General features: G+C 60.3%; 19 protein-coding genes. 17 read left to right on the top strand and 2 right to left on the bottom strand.

The genetic code is table 11. The annotated features are described in order from the left end of the window. Positions 1 to 21 precede the first annotated feature (21 nt). From C666_RS06865 to C666_RS19705, 6 genes are all read left to right on the top strand, one after another. On the top strand, positions 22 to 1221 hold the full coding sequence (locus C666_RS06865; RefSeq protein ID WP_306415762.1) for an efflux RND transporter periplasmic adaptor subunit: 1200 nt from the start codon (positions 22 to 24) through the stop codon (positions 1219 to 1221). Beyond that, entirely contained in the window at positions 1221 to 4325 is a 3105-nt protein-coding gene (locus C666_RS06860) for an efflux RND transporter permease subunit (protein WP_051019881.1), read from the top strand. Before C666_RS06865 ends, C666_RS06860 begins: the two co-directional genes overlap by 1 nt. After that, entirely contained in the window at positions 4322 to 5740 is a 1419-nt protein-coding gene (locus C666_RS06855; RefSeq protein ID WP_081593395.1) for an efflux transporter outer membrane subunit, read from the top strand. The genes C666_RS06860 and C666_RS06855 overlap by 4 nt, the downstream gene beginning before the upstream one ends. Positions 5741 to 5813: 73 nt before the next feature. Continuing rightward, a complete protein-coding gene (locus tag C666_RS19300; RefSeq protein WP_004335958.1) occupies positions 5814 to 6509 on the top strand; it encodes a putative quinol monooxygenase in 696 nt (231 codons plus the stop codon). A 122-nt stretch (positions 6510 to 6631) separates the two neighbouring features. Further along, on the top strand, positions 6632 to 7144 hold the full coding sequence (locus tag C666_RS06845; RefSeq protein ID WP_211206724.1) for a DoxX family protein: 513 nt from the start codon (positions 6632 to 6634) through the stop codon (positions 7142 to 7144). Positions 7145 to 7153: 9 nt separating this feature from the next. Continuing rightward, complete coding sequence (locus C666_RS19705) at positions 7154 to 8287, top strand: DUF3500 domain-containing protein (protein WP_081593393.1); 1134 nt, start codon at positions 7154 to 7156, stop codon at positions 8285 to 8287. Between the two features lie 11 nt (positions 8288 to 8298). Here C666_RS19705 and C666_RS19700 read toward each other — a convergent pair whose 3' ends face one another. Together C666_RS19700 and C666_RS19695 are read right to left on the bottom strand one after the other, a co-directional pair. Beyond that, entirely contained in the window at positions 8299 to 9456 is a 1158-nt protein-coding gene (locus C666_RS19700; protein ID WP_211206723.1) for an alpha/beta hydrolase, read from the bottom strand. 91 nt (positions 9457 to 9547) lie between these two features. Then, positions 9548 to 10078 carry an ester cyclase gene (locus tag C666_RS19695; protein WP_157280483.1) on the bottom strand — a complete coding sequence of 177 codons (531 nt, stop codon included), beginning with the start codon at positions 10076 to 10078 and terminating at the stop codon, positions 9548 to 9550. 393 nt (positions 10079 to 10471) lie between these two features. Here C666_RS19695 and C666_RS19690 point away from each other — a divergent pair, with 393 nt between their 5' ends. From C666_RS19690 to trbL, 11 genes are all read left to right on the top strand, one after another. Continuing rightward, positions 10472 to 11416, top strand: coding sequence for a LysR family transcriptional regulator (locus C666_RS19690; protein WP_004335953.1), 945 nt, complete (start codon positions 10472 to 10474; stop codon positions 11414 to 11416). A 14-nt stretch (positions 11417 to 11430) separates the two neighbouring features. Beyond that, positions 11431 to 11676: an EexN family lipoprotein gene (locus C666_RS06830; RefSeq protein WP_442478145.1), complete on the top strand. Its 246-nt coding sequence runs from the start codon at positions 11431 to 11433 to the stop codon at positions 11674 to 11676. Between the two features lie 134 nt (positions 11677 to 11810). Beyond that, the gene (locus tag C666_RS06825) at positions 11811 to 13946 is read left to right on the top strand and encodes a conjugal transfer protein TraG (RefSeq protein ID WP_425427284.1); all 2136 of its coding nucleotides are present in this window, start codon (positions 11811 to 11813) and stop codon (positions 13944 to 13946) included. Further along, on the top strand, positions 13943 to 14419 hold the full coding sequence (locus tag C666_RS06820) for a ribbon-helix-helix protein, CopG family (protein WP_004335949.1): 477 nt from the start codon (positions 13943 to 13945) through the stop codon (positions 14417 to 14419). Before C666_RS06825 ends, C666_RS06820 begins: the two co-directional genes overlap by 4 nt. Beyond that, positions 14416 to 15462 (top strand): P-type conjugative transfer ATPase TrbB, encoded by a 1047-nt coding sequence (gene trbB / locus C666_RS06815; RefSeq protein WP_004335945.1) that lies wholly within the window; start codon positions 14416 to 14418, stop codon positions 15460 to 15462. The genes C666_RS06820 and trbB overlap by 4 nt, the downstream gene beginning before the upstream one ends. Further along, positions 15459 to 15845 (top strand): TrbC/VirB2 family type IV secretion system protein, encoded by a 387-nt coding sequence (locus C666_RS06810; RefSeq protein ID WP_004335943.1) that lies wholly within the window; start codon positions 15459 to 15461, stop codon positions 15843 to 15845. The genes trbB and C666_RS06810 overlap by 4 nt, the downstream gene beginning before the upstream one ends. After that, positions 15842 to 16111: a VirB3 family type IV secretion system protein gene (locus C666_RS06805; RefSeq protein ID WP_004335940.1), complete on the top strand. Its 270-nt coding sequence runs from the start codon at positions 15842 to 15844 to the stop codon at positions 16109 to 16111. Before C666_RS06810 ends, C666_RS06805 begins: the two co-directional genes overlap by 4 nt. Positions 16112 to 16121: 10 nt before the next feature. Next, positions 16122 to 18569: a conjugal transfer protein TrbE gene (gene trbE / locus C666_RS06800; RefSeq protein WP_004335938.1), complete on the top strand. Its 2448-nt coding sequence runs from the start codon at positions 16122 to 16124 to the stop codon at positions 18567 to 18569. Continuing rightward, a complete protein-coding gene (gene trbJ / locus C666_RS06795; RefSeq protein ID WP_004335935.1) occupies positions 18566 to 19297 on the top strand; it encodes a P-type conjugative transfer protein TrbJ in 732 nt (243 codons plus the stop codon). Before trbE ends, trbJ begins: the two co-directional genes overlap by 4 nt. 11 nt (positions 19298 to 19308) lie before the next feature. Further along, the gene (locus C666_RS06790; protein WP_004335932.1) at positions 19309 to 19647 is read left to right on the top strand and encodes a hypothetical protein; all 339 of its coding nucleotides are present in this window, start codon (positions 19309 to 19311) and stop codon (positions 19645 to 19647) included. Between the two features lie 5 nt (positions 19648 to 19652). Then, a partial coding sequence (gene trbL, locus C666_RS06785; protein WP_442478144.1) for a P-type conjugative transfer protein TrbL occupies positions 19653 to 20592 on the top strand: 940 nt, incomplete at its 3' end.

Raw genomic sequence — 20592 nt, 5'->3', positions numbered from 1 at the left:
CTTCCATCGACGGGAACCCCCATGACTTCTCAGCAGCCCCCAGTCCCGAGACGCAAGCGCCGATGGGCGATTGCAGCAGTGCTTATTCCGCTATTTGGTATCACAGCCTGGATATGGATGACGCGTGAGAGAGATGTGTCTCGTCCATCGACTCCGCCCCCGGTTCCCGTCACAGTGACTCCGGTAGAGGAGCGCGATATCCCAACGATCATCCGCGCAGTTGGAAGCGTTCGATCCAATCAAAGCGTGGACATCCGCTCCCAGGTCGATGGGCTGCTGGTTGAACTGCTTGTGAACGAAGGACAGCGGGTCATTCGCGGCCAACTTCTGGCCCGCATTGATGACCAAACTATCGCGGCGAACCTCCAGCAGGCACGCAGTCAGTTGGCCGTGACACGTTCACGTCTGGCGACTGCCAAGACGGATCTTGCTCGCTACCGGTCACTCGCCGAGGACGAGGCCGTTTCTGGACAAATGCTCGACCAACAGGCCTCTTCGGTGGCTGAGTTACAGGCGACTTTGGCCATGCACAAAGCTGCCGTGCAGGCTAACGAGGTTCTGTTGGGATACACGCGCATCCAGTCACCCGCGACGGGGCGCGTAGGCATTCGCAACGTGGATCAAGGCAATTTCGTGCGCAGTAGTGATGCGGAGGGATTGTTCTCCGTCGTCCAGCTCGATCCGATAAGTGTCGAATTCGCGCTACCGCAGGCCCAGCTACCGCGCTTGCAAGAGTTAATGTCCACCTCGGGGCAGCGCCCCATTCCGGTTCTTGCCTATGCGGCTGATGGAGGAGCGCAGTTGGCTCAGGGCCAACTCTCTGTCATGGACAACCGTGTCTCCAGCCAATCCGGAACAATCCGGCTCAAGGCCGTATTTGCCAATGCACAGGGGCGTCTGTGGCCTGACCAATCAGTGGTCGTTGTCGTCCAATCAGGCGTACTGGCGGCGGCGCGGGTCATTCCACCGCGCGCCATCCAACAGGGCGCCGACAGCACGCGCGTTTGGCGTGTGCGCGATGGCAAAGCCGAGTCAGTCGAGATCGGTATCCGCTATGCCGATGAGCAGGTTGCTGCTGTAACGGGACTCGATACGGGTGATGTCGTCATCATCGACGGGCAGTCGCGTGTGCGCGCCGGCGCCCTTGTGCGCCCTCAAGCCGCCTCCGCCGGGGCGAGTGCGCCGAAAAGACTGGCTAGCACAGTACGGGAGGCACGCTGATGCCACCCCGCGGAATCTATGCCTGGTGCATGGCACATCCGATAGGCACGGTACTACTGACAATGGCAGCGGTGCTGCTGGGCGTGCTGGCTTATCCCCGCTTACCGGTGGCGCCACTGCCGGAAGCGGATTTCCCGACCATACAAGTCACTGCACGTCTGCCTGGCGCCAGCGCAGAAACCATGGCGTCTTCGGTAGCCACTCCGTTGGAAGTGCAGTTCAGCTCGATTCCTGGCGTGACAGAAATGACATCGGCCAGTGCGATGAGTTCCGTGACATTGACGCTACAGTTTGCCCTGGCAAAGGACATCGATGTCGCGGCGCAGGAAGTTCAGGCGGCCATCAATACGGCCGCGGGACGACTGCCCAGTGATATGCCCAGTCTGCCAACCTGGCGCAAGGTGAATCCGGGAGACAGCCCGATCCTGATCCTTGGAGCGACATCGGATACGCGGTCGTTGACCGAGATCAGCGACCTGACCGAAACCGTTCTAGCGCGCCAACTGAGCCAGATTGAAGGCGTGGGCGTGGTGAATCTGGTTGGGCAGAGACGACCGGCGATTCGTATCCAGGCCAAGCCCGAGAGCCTCACTGCGGCACAAGTAACATTGGCCGAGGTACGCAGTGCGGTGCAACGCACGAGCGTCAACCTGCCCAAAGGTGCGCTGTTCGGACAGAACCGTGTTTCCACTCTGCAGGTTAACGACCAACTGTTCGATCCAGCAGAGTATGGCGAACTGATCGTCTCCTATCGCGACGGCCTGCCAGTTCATCTCAAGGATGTCGCAACGGTCACGCGCGGCTCGGAGGATGACTACACGCAGGTCTGGCCCAATGGAAAAAATGGGGTCGCGTTGGTCATCATGCGACAGCCAGGGGCCAACATTGTCGCAACCGCAGATCGTTTGAACGAAGCGCTTCCTCGTCTGGAGGCCGCGTTGCCGGCGGACATGAAGGTCGAAATTTTCAATGACCGTACCCGCACTATTCGCTCGTCCCTGCATGAGGTCGAGCTGACGCTCGTCATCACGATGATCCTAGTGATCGGCGTCATGGCGCTGTTTCTGCGCCAGCTTTCAGCCACGCTGATCGTTTCAGCGGTTCTGGGAGTGTCTCTGATCACCACATTCGCTCTGATGTACCTGGCGGGATTCAGTCTGAACAACCTCACGCTGGTCGCTGTCGTCGTCGCTGTGGGATTCATCGTGGATGACGCCATCGTGGTCATCGAGAACATTCACCGGCACCTAGAGGCGGGCGAAAGCATGCGCGAAGCCGCACTGAAGGGAGTGCGGGAAATCGGCTTCACGGTGGTATCGATCAGCGTGTCGCTGGTGGCCGCCTTCATCCCCTTGCTGTTCATGGGCGGTGTTGTTGGCCGGCTCTTCCGCGAATTCGCGCTCACGGCCACCGGCGCCATTCTGGTGTCCGTCGTGGTGTGCCTGACGCTGGCTCCCACGCTGGCCAGCCTATTTATGAAGGCTCCGCAGCATCACAGCAACAGGCCGGGCCTGTTCGATTGGCTGCTGGACCGATATCGGCATGTGCTTGATTGGGTTCTGGTGCACCAGCGCACCACGCTTGCAGCTTTCGGACTAACCATCGCCGCCAGCGTTGCAGGCTTCGTGCTGATCCCGAAGGGCTTCTTTCCCCTTCAGGATACCGGCTTCATCATGGGTGCGACGCAGGCGGCCTCCGACATCTCATACGAGGACATGGTCGCTAAGCACAAACAACTGGAAGCGATCTTCAGTGCTGACCCGGACGTGACGGGCTTCAATCATGCAGTAGGTGGCGGAAACTCCGTCGGCAATGGACGCCTTTGGCTGGTTCTCAACGACCCTGGGGAACGGAATGCGACGATCAGTGAGGTCATAGATCGGCTGCGGCCGAAGCTTGCTCAAGTGCCTGGCATTCAAGTGTTCATGCGGGCAGCACAGGATATCAACATCGGTGCCGGCCAGCCCCGCGCGCAGTATCAATACGTGCTCCGTGCTCAGGACAGCGCTGAACTGGCCCGCTGGACTCGCACACTGACTGAGAGTTTACGCTCCGAGCCGCAATTTCGTGACGTATCCAATGACCTGCAATGGGATGCGCACGTCACTCGTTTGACGCTCGACCGCACCGAAGCAGCACGCTACGGATTTTCGGCTGCGGATCTGGACAACGCGCTCTACGACGCTTTTGGTCAACGTCAAATCAGCGAATTTCAAACGGAGATCAACCAGTACAACGTCATTCTGGAGATCGACTCCCGCCAGCGGGGCAATGCGGACAGCCTAGCATGGTTCCACCTGCGATCGCCATTGACGGGGCAGATGGTGCCGCTGCTGAGCTTCGCCAAGCTTGACCCGGCCACCAATGGTCCCGTGGTGATTACTCACAACGGCATGCTCCCGGCGGCCAACCTGTCGTTCAACCTCGCGCCCAATGTCGCTTTGGGCGATGCTGTCGCGCGCTTGCAGGCCTTGGGAGTGGAGATTGGCATGCCCGTCAGCGTGACAGGCACCTTCCAAGGGGCGGCCCAAGCCTTCCAGGATTCCTTGGCGACCCAGCCATTGCTGATCCTCACGGCACTTCTGGCGGTCTACATCATCCTCGGTGTCCTGTACGAGAGCTTTGTGCATCCCCTCACTATTCTGTCCACCTTGCCCTCGGCAGGGATCGGTGCGGTGCTTTTCCTGTGGCTCTGGAAACTTGATTTCTCGATCATGGCATTGATCGGCCTAATCCTCCTGATCGGCATCGTCAAGAAGAACGGCATCCTGCTGGTGGACTTTGCCTTGCAGGCGCAGCGTGAACGCGCGGTCTCACCGTTGGATGCAATCCGTGAGGCTTGTCTGACCCGATTCCGACCAATCCTGATGACCACGCTGGCGGCATTGCTGGGTGCCGTGCCATTAATGCTGGCCTTCGGTACAGGAGCTGAACTGCGCCAACCGCTGGGCGTTGCCATTGTAGGTGGCCTGATCTTTAGCCAAGTGCTGACTTTGCTGACGACACCTGTGGTCTATCTCGCGCTCAACCGAATGTTCCTGGAGCGGCGTGCGGTTCCTGCCACGGTAGATACTGCGCACGCACAAGCCGGGGGCCACGCATGAAGTCTACATTACATTGTGTGCTAGTTGGCTTTTTAACGCTTTTGGTGAGCGCATGCGCAACAACGGGACGAGATACCGACCCGATGACGTTGCAGGACCAAATGGTGCGTGATGAAAGGCTTGTCTTAGCCGGAATGCCATTGCGCTGGTGGGAGAGCTTTGATGACCCGGCTTTGACAAAATTGTTGGATATCGCGCTCCGAGCAAACCTGGATCTTGCCATCGCGGCCGAGCGTATCCGGGAGCTTCGTGCCGAGCGTCAGTTAGCCGCAGCTTCCCTCTTACCCAACACAACTTTGTCAGGCGCCGCCGGGCGGGAGTTCGGCGGTTCGGATAGCTATCGATACGGGATGGATTTGGCCTGGGAGCTTGATGTGTTTGGACGCCTAAGGTCCACGCGCAATGCTGCCGACGCAGAAGTTCAAGCGAGCAGCTTCGACTATCAGTCGCTTCGGTTGAGTCTGATGGCAGAAGTTGCTACTGCCTATCTACAGTTGCGATTGGGGCAACAGCAAGTGCAATTGGCTGAGCGCACCAGTGCTGCTCTGAAGCGCACCACAGAACTCATTGATGCACGTAGGAAACGGGGGCTGGCAACCCGCCTGGATATAGAACGCATGATTGCTCAGGATCGCATAACACAGGCGGAGATACCTGCCGCAAGCCAGCGAGTTACCGTCGCCCGCCATGCACTGACCTACCTCTTGGCGAACGACCTTGAAGCGGTCGATGACATCATTGCCGAGGGGCCGCAGCAACCCAAGTCCCCGCATAACGACGCGGTGGCCGATTTGCTCAAGTTACCCGTGGAGCTACTTCGGTTGCGGCCGGATGTTCGAGCTGCAGGCGAGCGCATGCAGGCAGCAGGAGATCATTTGGCTGCCGCCCGTGCATCGCGCTTCCCCCAATTCACGCTTGGTTTGCTGGGCGGGTTCGAGCGGGGAGTAGATGGCCCTACTTGGTCAATCAGCACACAGCTATTGCAGCCATTGTTCGATTTTGGGCGCATCCGTTCGCGCATTGAAGGTGCCGACGCACGGTTGGCACAAAGTCGCCTAGCCTATGACGCAGCGCTACTGCAAGCAGCGCGTGACAGTCAGACAGCAATCCATGCCTATGGACAAGGATTGATTCGCCTCCAGCACCTTGACCAAGCCACTGCCGCAGCCGAGCGAGCAGCACGGCTTGCCCGCCGCCAGTACGAAGCCGGCACGGTCTCAATGCTGGAAGTGCTCGATGCCGAGCGCAGTCTGTTCGATATCCAGCGAAGCCAAGCCCTGGCTACTTCCGAGTTAGGGCAGCACTGGATAGACATCTACCACACGTTGGGCGTGGGGCCAGAACTTCGACCGGAAGAGGAAAACGACTTTCCCTCCGATGTCGCCACGGTATCAGCCGGGCCTGCGGCACCGTAACTCGCATTAATTGCACGTCAATGGAGTACTTCTTATGTTCAGAAAACGCTTTTCCAGAGGAACACTTTTCGCCATGAGCACTATTGCCACTATCGCCACGGCATCGGCACAACCCGCGAACGCCTTCGCTACAACATCCATTCAGTCGCCCCTGCAACTTTTCGTGACCTTGCCTGTCAAGCCGCACCATCTTGACGGATTCCTGGAGACGATGCGCAAGGAAGTTGTGGGTGCGCGCTCTGAAGCTGGGAACCTTGCCTTTAACGTATATGAGGACGCCGGTAGTCCAAGCACCTTATATCTCTTCGAGCATTGGGCAAACGCTGCTGCGCTAGACGCCCATACCGGTCAGCCCTACTACAAGGCGATTAGGCGCCAGGAAGCAGACGACCTTAGTGGGGATGTGGCGGAGCGAAAGTTGTCTGAACTACTCCCCGCTCAATCAGCCGGGATCAGCGCCCCCCTTGGCTCATACAACCTGCTGACCTTGATTCAGGTGAAGGTGGATGCGCACATCAAGTTGGCTGAGGTCTTTGCCGAAGTAGCCACCGCCATCAGGTCAGCCCAGGGCAATCAAGGCTTCTGGCTGTATCGGGATTTGGACCAGCCGCTCGAATTTCTGCTGATTGAGCGCTGGACAAGAAAAAGTGCACGCGATGAAAGCATTGCGACTAAATCAGGCCGGCAGTTCCAATCTGCTTTGACCGAACTGACGAGCACACCTGTTCGGCAGACCCAGTTAATCGATCGATCGCGCGATCAAGACTGAACCCTGCCAACGTCGCATGAAGCGATACAGCATCTGGCTGTTTCGCTTCGGCATTCACCCTCAAAGCGGGCAGCTTGAGGGATTTTGTGGATTCCCACGCATCAATTCTAAGGACTACCAAGATGGAAAAATCACAAGCCCAATCCAATATTTCTTTCGGAGAAATATCCGCAACTCACGAGCGCCTTCTGTTTCCAGCGCTGATGACGTTCTACACTCGGGCAGAGCCCATCCTTTATGCGGTGTTGCGCTTCGCCTTCGGCGTCGTCATGTTTACCCACGGCCTTCCCAAAGCCCTAGGGATATCTCATGGCTCCATGGCTGACCCCATGGCTGGCTCCATTAATCTGATCCAAAACGTCATGGGCCTGCCGTTCGCACCGCAGCTGGCATTTCTGGTCATGCTGCTTGAAACTGTCGGAGCCGTCATGCTGGCTATTGGACTATGGGTGCGCCCAGTCGCGTTCATTATCGCGTTGCAAATGATTGGCATCAGTTATGCGCTCGGCCCTACCTGGCCTTGGATTGATCGCGGCATAGAGTTTCCGGTACTGATGGGATTTCTTGCACTTTATATCGCTGTGCGTGGTAGCGGCGACTTTGCGGTGGATCGAAAACTCAAGTTTTCCGTCTGAGATTGCGTGATGAGCATTGCGAATTTAATGCCATGGGTATTGGCGGCGCTGCTCACGCTTGTACTCGGTGGGGGTGGAATCTATCTACTTGGCCACCGCGTGCATGCCGCGCAGACTCCTTCTATGCAAGACAATCGCGCCGTGGATTCCGTGTCACCCGAGATGCAGCGCATCACTGGCGTTAACACAGTTCCCATCGCCGCCGCTGCTCGTGATCTCTTGGCGGACTTAACGCCAGAGCAGCAAGTAGAACTGCTTCAAGTTGTTGATAGTCCTCAATGGCATGTATGGAGTAATTTTCACCGCTCATCCAACCGACTTGGCTTGCGCCTTGGGAACCTTTCGAATGATGCGCGTCAACGCGTCTTCGGATTGCTGAACGTAGCATTGAGTGCGCAAGGAATGAAAATGACAAGGGACATCATGCGCCTTAATCGGGTGCTTGGTGAACTTGTTGGGAATACCAAAGAACTCAACGAGGATGAATACTATTTGATGATTTTCGGGGTGCCCTCGGAGTCCCTCCCATGGGGATTCCAGCTTGAGGGGCATCATCTGGTCATCAACTATTTCGTGCTGGGAAACCAAGTCGCGATGAGTCCAACATTTTGGGGCTCGGAACCAACAAGCACCCCCTATGGAATCACTCTACCAACTGGCTATCAAAACTTGGTTGTGCTGGAGCGCGAGCGCGAACAAGCGCGAGCCTTTATCGAATCGCTCAACCCGGTGCAACAGCACAAGGCACGACTGGATGCTAGTCCTGGCATCTTGACTGGCGCCGGTAACGACGACGCCAATGTTCCAGAAGCGGGCCTGTCAGGACGTGAGATGAGTGCCTCGCAACGTAGCCTGCTTCTCAGAATGATCACTGCTTTCGTGGGCAACGTGCATGCGGATCAGTCACGCATTGATATAGAACGAATTTCGCAACGGATCGAGGACACCTGGTTTACTTTCACCGTCAGGAGCGACGGACGAATCTTCTATCGGACCGTCAGTCCTGAAGTTTTGATTGAATTCGACGAAGTCCCTGGGGTTTTCTCCAAGGAAAATCATGTTCATGCTGTGGTGCGCCGCCCAAATGGTATGGATTACGGTAAGAGCCTGCTGGAGCAGCATCTACGCCGTCACCAACACTAATATGTTCAGACTCAGGGCGATTCTTGCGTGGAGGCAGAAGGGGAATTCTGTAAAGCCTCATTCAGCACTTGACCTATGACATTGGATTGCCATTCGAAGTAGGGATTAAAGGTCAGACGTGCATGGATTTTTCCTTCCTCCTTATGTCCCCAGTCGGAAAACCAAACGGTAGCGCCCTGTTCGCAGGCAGTGGTGGCTGTTTCGCTCTGGCCGTTCCAGCAAATGCGTAGACGGCCTTCATTCCCATAGAGGGGATTATTCGGGGAGAACATCATTCCCATATGCGAGAACTGACTAATACGTGCTTCAGGAAGTTTGTCGGTCTTAACAAGTACACGCGGGTCGGTCTTTGCTTGGTTTGGAGCATTGCCATACCAGATAAGTCGGCTGGCAGGATGGGTCAGTCGCGTTCTAAAAATTTCAGACAGATACGCAGTATCCAAAACCGAGTCGTGCTCGGCTACCACCATCAGTACTGGTTTGTTATATGAAGCATGGTGTAGCGCACGTCTAGCCCTTCTGCTACTGCGATAGAACTGTGCAAAACCATTGGTAGGCACTGTCATGTAGCGAACAGAATTCTGCATAGGACGTACCTCGCTTGGCTCCAATAGCCATGGGCGAGCCCAAGCTATCAGTGGGGTCAACCAGTCGAAAGCACTGTCGGACTCGAACGCTGGCGAAAAAAGTAGCAATCCAGCGATGTCAGTATGGGCATAAGCATAGTCTACGACTAGGTTGGCGCCTGTCGAAAATCCTCCCAAATAGACCAGATCCACCTCGGCGCTAAGCACCTGCGCTTGCTCTTCAACAACACGGCGCCAGTCCTCTAACGTAACGTCCAACATGTCTTCTGGTCGTGTCCCGTGACCAGGCAGCAGTACCGTTCGCACCAAGAACCCACGCTTCGCCAACTGCTCACCAATGTCATGGAAGGACCAAGGCGAGTCACCTAGTCCATGGACTAGCAGTATGCCTTGATGCGGTTTCCCTTGCGGGCGCCATTCCCTGGGGGTGTTCAAAGTCAATTCCGTTGACTTGTCCTCACTTTGAAAGACACGGCGCTGCTTTAGCCATTCAATCGAGTCTCGTTGATAGGCCTCGAAGGATCTTTTCTGCTCGAATCGATGTTCATCACCAATATCGGCACAGGCGATGGCGGTTATCAAAGCTGTGCCAGTCAATATACAGCAGCATATAGCGGCCCGAAATCCACTTGGCGCCTTCACAATGAAATCTTCCCTTCAGTTATTCTGCATATTATTGGCCGCGTAACTGTCGCGCGGCGCCAGCCCAATCTTCCACATGAAAGATGCTGCTCAATAGCCCTTGCTCAACTGTATGAACATCGATCGCAAGTATGCGAAAACTCCGGCCACTATACGGAACACCTAAGAAATCTCCGCTTGGTGTACCGGTCCCTTCTCCGCGAACGATTATCTTATTGCCGGTAACTATTATTTCCTTAAATTCCCATTTCATATCTGGCACAGCATGGACTCTTCGAGACCAGCGCGAAATCACCGATTTGCGATCCTCGCAGGAATCATTGGTTGCGCAGGAGGTCCATCCCAGACTTGTGACAGAAGTGAGGTGTTCCTCGACCTCCTTTTCTGATTTAGCCGTAAGAGCCTTGTAAAAAGGCCCGATTAGCGATTTTGCGCGATCCTCATTGAGGACATACTGGCCATCAGCACGAATATCTGCGGCGATCGCTGGATTCGCGCCGCCAGATGAAAATGGCAAAACAAGAATACTTAAAATTCCGAGCCTACAAATTCTGTTGCTCAATGATTTATGTGCATGCCAAGACATATTAACACCTCAAAATTAACTATTTTAATCATTGCCTCCAATGGAGCTTCATGGCAACCACTCCTGTTGAAAACAGAATTCAAAATATATCAACAAATTTTGCATTCTCTCAATTTTCACCAACCGATCTTCGCTCCATTGTTGATGAGTATTGAAAAGACTTGGCAGAAACCATGTACATTTCACACTGAGAAATGTGCATACCATCTCATAACGAGTGACACGTCTCGTAGCTGAGAATTGCAACCTACATCGCTGAAGCCATGGGGATCGTTTAGAAATTAATTTCGCCTTATTAGCATGCCCACTAGATGGAAAGCGTTGGCCTGCGAAATATAGAAATACCTATTAACTGCGAAAGGAGTTGGTATGGAAATTCGTCATTTGCGTTGCTTCTTCGCAGTAGCAAAAGAACTTCATTTCGCGAGAGCTGCAGAAAAACTTCATATCGAGCAGTCGCCCCTATCACGCACCATCAAGGAGCTAGAAGAAGATTTAGGCGAGCAGTTGTTCATTCGGACCAGCCGTAGTACGCGTCTTACACGGGCGGGCGAATTGTTTCTAGAGCATGTGCCACGTATTTTTATCGCCTTGCAGCAGGCGCGGGATAGCGTGAAATCAGCGACTAACGGGTTCCGCGGCCAATTACGTATTGCGCTTTCCGATGACATCACGCCGTCGCGTCTTCCGTCTTTGCTAGCGCTTTGCCGTCAGGAGGAACCTGATGTCGATATTCGGCTGTTCCAAGTGCCGCTGTCGCAGCAGATCAAGGGACTGCAAGACGATCTGTACGACGTGGGCTTTGCGCAGTCTGATGATGTCGGCGAAAATATCGCTGCAGAAGCCGTGTGGAGTGATCCCCTGATGGTGGCAGTACCTGCGCGACACCATCTGCTCAGGTACAAGCGAATTCCACTGGACGATGTGCTGCAATTTCCGCTGGCACTATGCGATCCAGAGACTTGCGAGGGCCACGCTCGGCAAGTTGAGCGCGTACTACGCCGCTCTGACCGGCAACCCCTGATTGCCGAACGCGTTTCCTCGTTTGACCTGATGATGGTAGTGGTTTCGGCCGGGTTCGCCTTAGGACTAGCCGGTGGGCCACAAATTGTGGCAAGCCGCGAACCTGGAGTGGTCGCTCGCCCCTTGGCCGGGCGCTCGCCCATGCTGACAACCTATCTGCTTCGACGCGAGGGGGAGACCTCAGAGGTGCTGTCCAGATTCATCGAGAGGGTACAGGCCATCGACCTACCCGGAGGCACGAGACCCGCACCTCCATCGGAGCCTGGCGTCCAAGATGAGGTCGAGCTATGAGGCAAATGACACCTATGCTGCTAATTGTGGTACTCACGGCCTGCGGCCCGTCGGAGACACCCAAGCAGCCCAGCGTGCCGATTGTAGAAGAACTGGCCGCCGATCCGGCACGCTTGAAGGATCTGCGCCAGCAATGCAAGACCGATCGCGCAACGCTTGGCGACGTGTTGTGCAACCGGGTGGCCGAAGCCACGCGCAAGCGGTTCTATGGCGATGGAAAGACGCCTTACACGCCATCGGATACACCACCGAAGTTCTGATCGCCAGTCCTTCGCAAGAAATTCTGTATTTTCTTCTAACACGCCGCAGCGCGCCCGCGCCTGCGGCGTTTTTATTGGGTTCTTTGCAGCCAGAAGCGATGTTTTTTTCATCATCTATCTTCCGATAACGGTCTTTGACCGGCACCGACCCGGCACTGATCCTCACGCCATGCGGCACGTCCTTGTGCCGCTTTCGAGCGAGGAATCAGCGCAGGAGAAATCGGAGGCCAGTCATGCAAGCTCAGGGCGTGCTGTTTGGGCAGATCGCTGCCGTTTTCGGCATCGTGATCGCCGGTGTATGGAGTGCAACGCAATGGACAGCCGCCGCCCTGGGCTATCAACTACGCCTTGGCTCGCCGTGGTTCGACTTCTTCGGAACGCCGATCTATCACCCCTGGCGGCTGTTCGAGTGGTGGTTCTTCTTCGATGCCTACGCGCCCCAGGTCTTCGACATCGGCGGGGCCATCGCGGGCGGCAGCGGCCTGCTGGCCGTGGTGGTGGCTATCGCGATGTCGGTGTGGCGCTCACGGCAATCGCGCCTGGTCACCACCTACGGTTCGGCACGCTGGGCCGATGCGGATGACGTTCGCAAAGCCGGGCTGAGGCAGCACGCTGGTGTATTCCTCGGGCTGCATCGCGGCCAGTACCTGCGGCACGAAGGCCCGGAACACGTCCTGACCTTCGCGCCCACGCGCTCGGGCAAGGGCGTCGGCCTGGTCGTGCCCACCTTGCTGAGCTGGCCCGCGTCCGTCGTTGTTCACGACATCAAGGGCGAGAACTGGACGCTCACCGCAGGCTGGCGCTCCCGCTTCTCGCATTGCCTGCTGTTCAACCCGACCGATGCGAAGTCGGCGGCCTACAACCCGCTGCTGGAAGTGCGGCGCGGCGCGCATGAAGTGCGCGACGTGCAGAACGTGGCCGACATCTTGGTCGATCCCGATGGTGCGCTCGAACGCCGCAACCACTGGGAGAAAACTTCGCATGCACTGTTGGTCGGTGCCATCCTGCATGTGCTCTACGCGGGTGAGGACAAGACGCTGCGCGGTGTCGCCAACTTCCTCAGTGACCCGGCGTGCCCGTTCGAGCTGACGTTGCACCGGATGATGACGACGAAGCACCTGGGCAGTGATGGTGATGGTCGGTCGCACCCGGTGGTCGCATCCGCTGCGCGGGAAGTGCTCAACAAGTCGGACAACGAGCGCTCCGGTGTGTTGTCCACCGCAATGTCGTTCCTCGGCCTGTACCGCGATCCCACGGTGGCCGAAGTCACTTCGCGCTGCGACTGGCGCATCGCCGACCTGATTTCCGCCGAACACCCGGTTTCGCTCTATCTGGTGGTGCCGCCGTCCGACATCAGCCGCACCAAACCGCTGATCCGGCTCATCTTGAACCAGATCGGGCGGCGACTCACCGAATCGCTCGACGGTTCCGATGGCATCGCTCGCCGGCACAAGCTGTTGCTGATGCTCGATGAATTTCCGGCGCTGGGTCGGCTCGACTTTTTCGAGTCGGCGCTTGCCTTCATGGCCGGCTACGGCATCCGCAGCTTCCTCATCGCGCAGTCGCTCAACCAGATCGACAAGGCGTATGGGCAGAACCATTCCATCCTCGACAACTGCCATGTCCGCGTGACGTTCGCCACCAACGACGAACGCACGGCAAAAAGGATTTCGGAAACCCTGGGCACGGCCACCGAGCTGCGCGCGCAGCGCAACTATGCCGGCCACCGGCTCGCGCCGTGGCTCGGGCATTTGATGGTGTCGCGGCAGGAAACCGCGCGCCCGCTGCTGACGCCGGGCGAGGTGATGCAACTCCCACCCGATGACGCCGTGGTGATGGTGTCCAGCGTCGCGCCGATCAAGGCGAAGAAGCTGCGCTACTACGCCGACGCCAATTTCAAGCGGCGCGTGCTGCCGCCGCCGGCGCTCGCGGCCGAGCCAGTTACTGGACGTTATGCCGATGCGCCACCGGCCCGGCCCGACGACTGGAGCGGGCTGGCGATCCCGGCCGTGCCCGTCGCGCTGGCAACGGCATCCGCCGACGACCTGGGCGGCACCGAAGACGGCGGCCCGCGCCGCCAGCCCGAGCTATCCGAAGTCACCGGATACAGCCCCGAACCGCTGTCCGCAGGCAACGACCTGGGGCTGCTCGATGACGACGACGACCTGCCGCTGCCTTATGCGGCCTCTCTCCCCGGTCAGTTCGATCAGGCCATGCAGCGCACGGCTCGGCTGGCTTCCATCGACCCCAACGACGGAATCGACTTATGAGCCAATACCGATTGAACCTGTTCATCCAGCGCGAGCACGCCAAGCGTCTCGATGAACTAGCCGCCAAGAAAGGCGTGTCGAAGTCCAGCATTGTTGCCGCTGCCCTGGCGTCCTGGCTGTCGCCGGACGCGGGCGACCAACGCGAGGCCGCCATCGCCAAGCGACTGGATCGCCTGTCGCGGCAGGTCGAGCGCCTGGAGCGCGACCAGGCCATCCAGATCGAAACGCTGGCGCTGTTCATCCGCTACTTCCTGACCGTCAGCACGCCGGTTCCCGAGGCCCATCAGGACGCAGCCCGTGCCCAGGGCAAGGCTCGCTTCGAGCAGTTCGTCGAACAGCTCGGCCGCCACCTGCTGCGCGGGCGCAGCCTGGTGCGCGACGTGGTGGAGGAACTGCACCCCGACCCGATGCGGATGGATGACGCGGCGGCGCAAGCCGAGGCCCATGAACGTACTGCGGAGCGTGCGTCATGAGCGCCGTTCCGCAGATCCCACCTGAACCGCGTTCGTCGGCCGCGACCTCGCTGGATCGCCGCATCCAGATGCTGCGCACGGCAATGGGGCCGCTGATCGCCACCGCACTGGAAGACCCGGATGTGCTGGAAATCATGCTCAACCCCGACCGCACCCTCTGGGTGGATCGGTTGTCTTCGGGCCGCACACCACTGGGCGTCGAACTGCCCGAGGCCGATGGCGAACGCATCATTCGCCTGGTGGCCGCGCACGTCGGCGCGGAAGTGCATTGCGGCCAGCCGCTGCTGACCGCCGAACTGCCGGAGACGGGCGAACGCTTCGAGGGCATCCTGCCGCCGGCTGCACCTGGCCCGGCCTTCGCGCTGCGCAAGCGGGCCGTGAGCATCATCGGCCTGGATCGCTATGTCAGCGACGGCATCCTGACGGCAAGCCAAGCGGACTTCCTGCGCCGCGCTGTGCGCGAGCGCCAGAACATCCTGATCGCGGGCGCGACCAGCAGCGGCAAGACCACGCTCGCCAATGCCTTGCTGGCCGAGATTGCCGCCACGGGCGACCGCGTGCTGGTGCTCGAAGACACCATTGAGCTGCAATGCGCAGCCCGCGACCATGTGCCGCTGCGCACCCGCGCGGGCGTCGTGTCGATGACCGAGCTGGTGCGCACCACGATGCGCCTGCGGCCCGACCGCGTAATCGTGGGCGAAGTACGCGGCGGCGAAGCCCTCGACCTCATCAAAGTGTGGGGCACCGGCCACCCCGGCGGAATCGCAACGATCCACGCCGGTTCCGCGCTCGGCGCGCTGCTGCGCCTGGAACAACTGATTCTCGAAGTCGCGGTGAACCCCCCGCGTGCGCTGATCGCCGAGGCGATCAATGTCGTCATCCACATCGCCGGACGTGGCCGCAAGCGCCGCGTCGGAAGCATTGCCCGCGTCGTCGGCTTCGACGGCGCCGGCTATCGCCTGGCGGACGCGCTGGAAACGCCGCTTCCCGAGCTGCCGCCGCTTTCTTCCCCGTCCCTTGACCAACCTGGAGAACTGCCATGACGCACGTTGATGCTTTCCGTCTTTCTGTAAATCCGCTTTCTCGCCTGCCTATCCTGGCACGGCTGCGCAGCCTGGCCCGCCCTGCAAGGCAAGGGCTGCTGCTGGCCGCGCTGCTGCTGTTCCTGGCCGGCACGGCACAGGCCGCCGGCTCCTCGATGCCGTGGGAAGGCCCGCTGCAATCCATTCTGGAGTCGATTCAGGGGCCGGTGGCGCGCATCGTCGCGGTCATCATCATCATCGCCACGGGCCTCGCGCTTGCCTTCGGCGACACGTCGGGCGGTTTCCGCAAGCTGATCCAGATCGTATTCGGCCTGTCCATCGCTTTCGCCGCGTCCTCGTTCTTCCTGTCGTTCTTCTCGTTCTCCGGCGGGGCCGTCGTATGAGCACGGCCAACGATCTTCCGGGTTTCGAGGTGCCGCTGCATCGCTCGCTGACCGAACCGCTCCTTATGGGCGGTGCGCCGCGAACAGTCGCCATTGCCAACGGCACGCTGGCCGCCGCCGTCGGGCTGGGCCTGCAACTATGGATTCCCGGCGTGGTGCTCTGGATCGTCGGCCATTCGCTGGCGGTGTGGGGCGCCCGCGTCGATCCGCAGTTCATGCAGGTCTTCGCCCGGCACATCAAGCACAAGCCGCTGCTGGACGTGTGAGGGGGATGCCATGCTGAACCTTGCCGAATACCGCCAGCGGCCTGCGCTGCTGGCCGACTGGCTCCCCTGGGCCGGACTGATCGCGCCGGGTGTCGTCTTGAACAAGGATGGCAGTTTCCAGCGCACGGCGCGCTTTCGCGGGCCTGATCTGGACAGCGCGACGCAAGGCGAACTGATCGCCACGTCGGCGCGGCTCAACAACGCGCTGCGCCGGCTCGGGTCGGGCTGGGCCTTGTTCATCGAAGCCGAGCGCGGGCCGGCGGCGGACTATCCGCATTCCGACTTCCCCGAACCGCTGTCCTGGCTGGTGGAGGAAGAACGCCGCGCCGCCTTCGAGGAATCAGGCCATCACTTCGAGAGCGGCTATCACCTGACGCTGGCCTACCTGCCGCCGGAGGAGTCCCGCGCCCGCGCCGCCAAACTGCTCTACGAGAACTCGCCGGGCGATGGCGTGGACTGGCGCGGCCGGCTCGATGCCTTCGTGGCGGAAACCGACCGCGTATTCGACCTGCTCGATGGCGTGATGCCGGAAATCGCATGGCTCGATGACGCAGAAACGCTGACCTACCTGCACGCCACGGTTTCGACGCGCCGCTACCGGCTGGCGGTACCGGAGGTGCCGTTCCACATCGACGCACTGTTGGCCGATTCCGCGCTGGTCGGCGGCCTTGCGCCGACCTTGGGCGACCAGCACCTGCGGGTGGTGTCGGTGCGGGGCTTCCCGACCTCGACCTGGCCGGGCCTGCTGGACGACCTCAACCGCCTGGGCTTTGGCTACCGCTGGAGTACGCGCTTTGTCTGCATGGACAAAGCCGAGGCGGAAAAGGAGTTGGGCCGCCTGCGCCGCCAGTGGTTTGCGAAAAGGAAGAACGTCGTCGCGCTGCTGCGCGAAACCATCTTCCAGCAGGAAAGCCCGCTGGTCGATACCGACGCCAGCAACAAAGCCGCCGATGCGGATGCTGCCTTGCAGGAGCTGGGTGGTGACCAAGTGGCCTTTGGCTACCTCACCGCCACGGTGACGGTGCTCGACGCCGATCCGGCCGCAGCCGACGAAAAGCTGCGCATGGTGGAGCGTGTCATCCAGGGCCGGGGCTTCGTCACTATCCCCGAAACCTTGAACGCGGTCGATGCGTGGCTGTCGTCGATTCCTGGCAACGCATACGCGAATGTGCGCCAGCCCATCGTCTCGACGTTGAATCTCGCGCACATGATGCCGCTGTCGGCGGTATGGGCCGGGCCGGAGAAGAACGACCACCTGGGCGGGCCGCCGCTGATCGTCACCCGCACCGATGGTGCGACGCCGTTCCGGCTGGTGACGCACATCGGCGACGTGGGACACACGCTGGTGGCTGGCCCGACCGGCATGGGCAAGTCGGTACTGCTCGCCATTCTGGCGATGCAGTTCCGCCGCTACTTCGGCTCGCGCATCTTCGCCTTCGACATGGGGCGCTCCATGCGCGCCACCATACTCGGCTTGGGCGGCGAGCACTACGACCTCGGAGCCGATGGCGGCATTGCCTTCCAGCCACTCGCCCGCATCGACGGCGAGGGCTACCGCACCTGGACGGCCGAATGGGTGGAAGGCCGCCTGCTGCATGAAGGCGTGACCGTTGGCCCCGACGAGAAGGCGGCCATCTGGTCGGCGCTCGGCAGTCTCGCCGGTGCGCCGATTGAACAGCGGACGATGACCGGGCTTTCGGTGCTGCTGCAATCGAACGCGCTGCGCCAAGCCTTGTCGCCCTATGTGCTCGGCGGCGCGCACGGCAAGCTGCTGGACGCCGACCGCGACCGGCTGGGTTCCGGTTCGGTGCAGGGCTTCGAGATGGAAGAACTGATGCACAGCCCCGCCGCCGTGCAAGCGGTGCTGCGCTACCTGTTCGCGCGCTTCGATGAGCGTTTCGACGGTGCGCCGACGCTGCTGATTCTCGATGAGGCGTGGCTGTTCCTCGATGAACCGGCGTTCGCCGCCCGCATCCGGGCGTGGCTGAAAACGCTGCGCAAGAAAAACGTCAGCGTCATCTTCGCCACGCAGAGCCTGGCGGACATCAAGGACTCGACCATCGCGCCCGCGATCATCGAGAGCTGCGCCAGTAGGATTTTCTTGCCGAACCCGCAGGCGACCGAGCCGCAGATTCGCATGATCTACGAGGGCTTTGGCCTCAACAGCCGGCAAATCGAGATCGTCGCCACCGCGCAGCCCAAGCGCGACTACTACTACCAATCGCGCCTCGGCAATCGCCTGTTCGACCTCGACCTGGGGCCGGCCGCGCTCGCCTTCGCGGGCGCATCCACACCACAAGACCAACGCGACATCGACCGCGTGCTGACGCAGGCCGGCGCTCCCGGCTTTGCCGGTGCGTGGCTGCGCCATCGCGGCCTTGATTGGGCCGCCGACCTGCTGCCGTCCTCGCCGGCGGCGGCTTCCTTCCTGTCCCAAACACTGGAGAACCAGCCATGAAAAAGCGTCTTCTCGCCGCCACCGTCGCGGCCATGCTCTGCACCGTTTCCACCGTCCAAGCCCAATGGGTGGTGGTCGATCCCACCAACCTCGTGCAGAACACACTGACGGCGATCCGCACGATGGAGCAGATCAACAACCAGATTCAGCAGCTCCAGAACGAAGCGGACATGCTCATCAACCAGGCGCGCAACCTGGCGAATCTGGATTTCAACATCGTCAACCGGCTGCGCTCGACACTCGCCACCACCGAACGCCTGATTGCCGAAGCGCAGGGACTGGCCTATGACGTGCAGAACCTCGACAGCGAATTCGCACGGCTGTACCCGGAGCAGTACGCCGCCACCATCAGCGGCGATCAGATGTTCCGCGATGCTCGCGAGCGCTGGAAGAACTCGCTCGACGGGCTGCACACCGCCATGCGGATGCAGGCGCAGGTGTCGCAGAACCTGGCCCAAGACGAAGGCGCGCTGGCCGACCTCGTGAGCCAAAGCCAGTCGGCCACCGGCGCGCTGCAAGCCATGCAGGCGACGAACCAGCTTCTCGCCTTGCAGGCCAAGCAGTCCATCCAGGCCCAGCAGCTCCAGATCACGCAAGACCGGGCCGCCTCGCTGGAACTGGCGCGGCAGGCGGCGGCCACCGAGCGCGCCCGCGAAGTGCGGCGGCGCTTTCTCGGCACCGGCACGCCGTACACGCCGCAGGCCGTCGATTTCTACAACAACAACTGACGGAGGCGGCCATGCGATGCGCTTCCGTCCTGCTGGCCGTGCTGCTGACCGCGTGCGGCCAGTCGTCCGATGAACAACGGGCCGGGAACCTGGCCGACGACTTGGCCGCCAATCCCGTGCGGCTCAAGGCGCTGCGCGCGCAATGCGCGGCCGACCGACGGGCCGTAGGCGAAGACACCTGCTGCGCCGCCGCCGATGCTTTCCGGCGGCGCTTCTTCGCCGGCCACACCGGGCCGGACGAGTACGGCTCGCTGGCCGACCTGCCGCCGATCCCGCCCAGCTTCGATACGCCCGAGGACGACGCGCCAGAAGGCGATGCGCCGCTCGCGGCTACGGAGGACACGCCATGAATGACGTGACCATCATCGACAGATTCCTCGATACGTTCTCGCGCTACATCGACTCCGGTTTCGGACTGCTGCAAGGCGAAGTGGCGTTCCTGACGGCCACGCTCATCGTCATCGACATGACCATCGCGGGCCTGTATTGGGCCATGAGCCATGCGACCGGCCAAGGCGAGGACGTGATCGCCAAGCTGCTGCGCAAGGTGCTCTACGTCGGTGCCTTCGCCTACATCATCAACAACTTCAACTGGCTGGCCAGCATCGTGTTCCGCTCCTTTGCCGGGCTGGGTATCACCGCCACCGGCTCGGCCATCACGATGGAGAACTTCTTGCAGCCGGGCCGGCTGGCAAAGACCGGCATCGATGCGGGCGCGCCGATCTTGGAGCAGATCGGCGACATGGCGGGCTTTCCCGAGGTGTTCGTGAACCTCGATCCCATCGTGGTGATGTTTCTCGCCTGGCTGGTGGTGATCCTCTGCTTCTTCGTGCTGGCGGTGCAGCTTTTCATCACGCTGATCGAGTTCAAGCTGACGACGCTGGCCGGCTTTGTCTTGATCCCGTTTGCGCTCTGGAACAAAACCTCATTCCTCGCGGAAAAGGTGCTCGGCAACGTGGTGTCGTCGGGCATCAAGGTCTTGGTGCTGGCCGTCATCGTCGGCATCGGCTCGGGCCTGTTCGCTGAGTTCCAGGTTCACCCTGACGAGCCTTCCATCGACCACGCGCTGGTCGTGATGCTGGCCTCGCTCGCCTTGCTGGCGCTCGGCATCTTCGGCCCCGGCATCGCCACGGGCCTCGTGTCCGGTGCGCCGCAACTCGGCGCGGGCGCGATGGCCGGCGCGGCGGTTGGTGCTGTCGGCACGGGTGTTGCCATCGGCGCCGCCGCGACTGGCGTGGGCGGTGCGGTCATGGCCGGAGCGCGCATGGCCCCGGCCGCCGCGAAGCTGGCCGGCG

The sequence above is a fragment of the Thauera linaloolentis 47Lol = DSM 12138 genome (assembly GCF_000310205.1).
In the GTDB taxonomy this organism is placed as follows: domain Bacteria; phylum Pseudomonadota; class Gammaproteobacteria; order Burkholderiales; family Rhodocyclaceae; genus Thauera; species Thauera linaloolentis.
This window is presented reverse-complemented; position numbering and strand designations above follow the sequence as displayed.